This window comes from Propioniciclava sp. (assembly GCF_036744435.1).
Lineage (GTDB): Bacteria > Actinomycetota > Actinomycetes > Propionibacteriales > Propionibacteriaceae > Propioniciclava.
The window spans coordinates 4,734-8,428 of record NZ_DAIOIA010000122.1 but is presented as its reverse complement, the minus strand read 5'-3'; the positions used below and the strand labels follow the sequence as shown (position 1 = coordinate 8,428).

Annotated in this window: 3 protein-coding genes; all 3 read left to right on the top strand. The window is 69.0% G+C overall.

Going from position 1 to position 3,695, the window contains the following annotated elements; translation table 11 throughout:
• A partial coding sequence (locus V7E09_RS12885; protein WP_324523491.1) for a helix-turn-helix domain-containing protein occupies window positions 1-678 on the top strand: 678 nt, incomplete at its 5' end.
• A 525-nt stretch (window positions 679-1,203) separates the two neighbouring features.
• On the top strand, window positions 1,204-2,364 hold the full coding sequence (gene dnaN / locus V7E09_RS12880; RefSeq protein WP_324512422.1) for a DNA polymerase III subunit beta: 1,161 nt from the start codon (window positions 1,204-1,206) through the stop codon (window positions 2,362-2,364).
• A 19-nt stretch (window positions 2,365-2,383) separates the two neighbouring features.
• Window positions 2,384-3,695: DNA replication/repair protein RecF (gene recF / locus V7E09_RS12875; protein ID WP_324512421.1), on the top strand; the 1,312-nt coding region annotated here is incomplete at its 3' end.

Below are 3,695 nucleotides of genomic sequence, written 5' to 3'. Positions count from 1 at the left end.
GAGTTCTTCCACACGTTCAACACGCTGCACAACGCGCAGAAGCAGATCGTGATGACCTCGGATCGTCCCCCCAAGGCGCTCGAGGCGCTCGAGCCGCGGCTGCGCAGCCGCTTCGAGTGGGGGCTGCTGACCGACATCCAGCCACCCGACCTGGAGACCCGGATCGCGATTCTGCGGAAGAAGGCCTCCGCCGAGCACCTGATGGCCACCCCCGAGGTGCTGGAGTTCATCGGAGGCAAGATCGCCACCAACATCCGCGAGTTGGAGGGCGCCCTCATCCGGGTCACCGCGTTCGCGTCGCTGAACCACCAGCCGGTCGACCTGCGGTTGGCCGAGGAGGTCCTCAAGGACCTCATTCCCGAGGGCGTCGAGGCGCAGATCACGCCCCCGCTGATCATGACCCAGACCGCCAACTACTTCAACATCACCATCGACGACCTCTGCGGCCCCGCCCGGACGCACGTCCTGGTGACGGCCCGCCAGATCGCCATGTACCTGTGCCGGGAGCTCACCGACTTCTCCCTGCCCGCGATCGGTCGACTGTTCGGGGGACGCGACCACACCACGGTCATGCACGCCAACAAGAAGATCCGTCAGCTCATGGCCGAGCGACGCACGATCTACAACCAGGTGACCGAACTCACCAACCGCATCAAGCAGGCTGCCTCCGCCCGCTGACAGCGGCGACCCACTCCCTGACCGCCGGTCCTCCCCCTTCACGCGAGAGGGGGTCCTGCTCGTGCCTGCGCGTCCTGTTGCACGCGTTCGGACCACGATGCGGACGCGTCGTCTCGGCGTCACCCGGCCGACGCCGGCTCGTAACTCGCGACCCAGTTCTCCCCAGAAACCCTGTGGACAAGTCCCCCGAACTGTGGACAGCGTGGACAAGTCCGCCGTTGACCACAGGGCGTCCCCCGCGGGATTCGAGTTCTCCACAGGTTCGCAGGGCACGAAACACCGCCCCGGTCAGGAGATTCGAGAGTCATCCACGTTGTGCACAGGGGTGATGATGACCGAGAAAGGTAAGACATCTCCTTCCCTTCTAAGTCTGCGGCTGGGCACATGTGGGTAACGCCTGCCGGACTCCACGACGATGCCCGCCTCGGCGTCCCGCTCGGGGCAAGCCGCGGCGCGGGGACACCTCCCCGGAGCCGGCGTCTGGATATGATCGGCGTGCAGCCAATCCACCATCTGGGAGCATCAGTGAAGATTCGAGTCGAGCGCGACGTCCTCGCGGACGCCGTCCAGTGGGTAGCCCGTAGCTTGCCGAACCGTCCCAGCGTCCCGATCCTCGCCGGGCTGCGCATCGAGGCCTCCGGTGCCGAGGTCGTCTTGTCGACCTTCGACTACGAGACCTCCGCCAAGGTGACGGTTCTCGCTGACGTCACCGACGACGGCGTCGCGCTGGTCTCCGGTCGCCTGCTCGCCGACATCGCACGCAGCCTGCCCGCCAAGCCGGTCGACCTCATCTCCGATGACTCGCGACTCGAGATCATCTGCGGCAGTGCACGCTTCACCCTGCAACTGCTGCCCGTCGCCGAATACCCCGACCTCCCCGCCATGCCTGCCTCCACGGGCACCCTGACCCCCGACGTGTTCGCCCAGGCGGTCTCCCAGGTGGTCGTCGCCGCAGGCCGCGACGAACTGCTGCCTGTCTTCACCGGCGTCCGTCTCGAGATCGACGGCGACACCCTGTCGCTGCTGGCCACCGACCGCTACCGGATGGCTCTGAAGGAACTCCCGTGGAGCCCCACCAGCAGCACCGCGGACGCCGCAGCCCTGGTTCCGGCGCGGGTCCTGTCGGAGTCGTCGAAGTCGATGACGGCGGGCGAGAAGATCTCCCTGTCGTTGGCCGCCGCGGAAGCCGGCGACGGCCTCATCGGGTTCGAGGGCGAGGGCGGGAACGGCGTCCGCCAGATCACCACGCGGCTGCTGGACGGCGAGTTCCCGAAGGTCCGGCACCTGATGAACGTCCAGCCGACGCTCACCGTGCGGGCCAACACCTCGGAAGTCGTCGCCGCCGTCAAGCGCGTCGCGCTGGTGGCCGAGCGCAACACGTCGCTGCGCATGATGATCGAAGCCGACCACCTGACCTTCGAAGCCGCCACCGGTGACCAGGCCCAGGCCGTCGAAGCCGTCGAGGCGAGCGTCGTCGACGAGACCGGAAACGGCCTCGCCATGAACGCTGCAGGGTTCAACCCGCACTACCTGCTGGACGCCCTCAACGCGCTCGACACCCCCTATGTGAACTTCGCGTTCACCGCCCCGGGCAAGCCGTGCCTGCTGACGCCTTTGGTCGAGATCGACGGCACGCCGTTGACCGACTACAAGCACGTCATCATGCTCATGCGCCTGCCGCAGTGACCCGGGCGCGCGAGGCGCGGTGTTCGTCACCCATCTGAGCCTGGCCGACTTCCGGTCCTGGCCGTTCGCCGAACTGGAGTTCGGCCCCGGAGTCACGACGTTGACCGGGCGCAACGGCCAGGGCAAGACGAACCTCGTCGAGGCGGTCGAATACCTGGCGACGCTCGGCTCCCACCGCGTGGCCTCGGATGCCCCGCTGATCCGGTTCGGCTCCCCGCGAGCCCTCGTCCGGGCGCGCGTCCAGGCGGGTCTCGACGACCCGCGGACGCTCGCCCTGGAAGTCGAGATCAACGCGGGGAAAGCCAACCGGGCTTCTCTCAACCGCGGCCCCCTCAAACGTCCCCGCGACCTGCTCGGGGCGCTTCGCGTCGTGCTGTTCGCCCCCGATGATCTCGCCATGGTCAAGGGTGACCCCTCGGATCGCCGCCGGTTCATCGACGACCTGGTCACCCAACGCTGGCCGCGGCTGGCGGGCGTCCGCGCCGACTACGACCGCGTCCTGCGGCAGCGCTCAGCCCTGCTGAAGTCGCTGGGAGGACGCCGCGGACCGGTGGGCCCCGATGTCGCCGCCACCCTGGAGGTCTGGGACGACTCGCTGGCCGACTTCGGCGCCGAACTGCTGCACGCCCGGCTGCAGACGCTGCGCGACCTCGCCGAGCCGGTCGCGCAGGCCTACCTGGCGATCGCGCCGACCAACAACCGTGCCACCGTCGCCTACAAGTCGAGTTCGCTCGGTCTGGATCCGCGCCCGGGGGAGGGCCTGCCCGTCGCGGGCCGGTCCGAAGGCGAGACCACCGGTGCCGAACCGATCGTGGACGCTACACCTGCCGAACTCGGGGCGCTGCTGCGTGCCCGGATGGAGGAACGGCGACGCGAGGAGATCGCCCGCGGCGTCACGCTGGTCGGCCCGCACCGAGACGACCTGGTCCTCTCACTGGGGCAGCTGCCCGCCAAGGGGTATGCCTCCCACGGGGAATCCTGGTCGTTCGCGCTCGCCTTGCGGCTGGGCGCCTACGAGCTGCTGCGCAGCGATGGCGTCGAACCGGTGCTGGTGCTCGACGACGTGTTCGCCGAACTCGACGAGGTGCGACGCTCCCGCCTCGCCGAGCGGATCGCGGACGCCGAGCAGGTGCTCATCACGGCCGCCGTCGCGACCGACGTCCCGGCGGCCCTGGTCGGGCGCCGCTACACCATCGCCGACGGCCAGGTGCGGCGTGTGAAAGCCGATCAGGTGGGGCTCGTCGAGGACGCGAGCGAGCCGTCGGGGAGCGTGCAGCCGGAGGACACCGCTCCGCTGGACGTCGGTGCCGGCGTTGCCGACGCCGTCAACG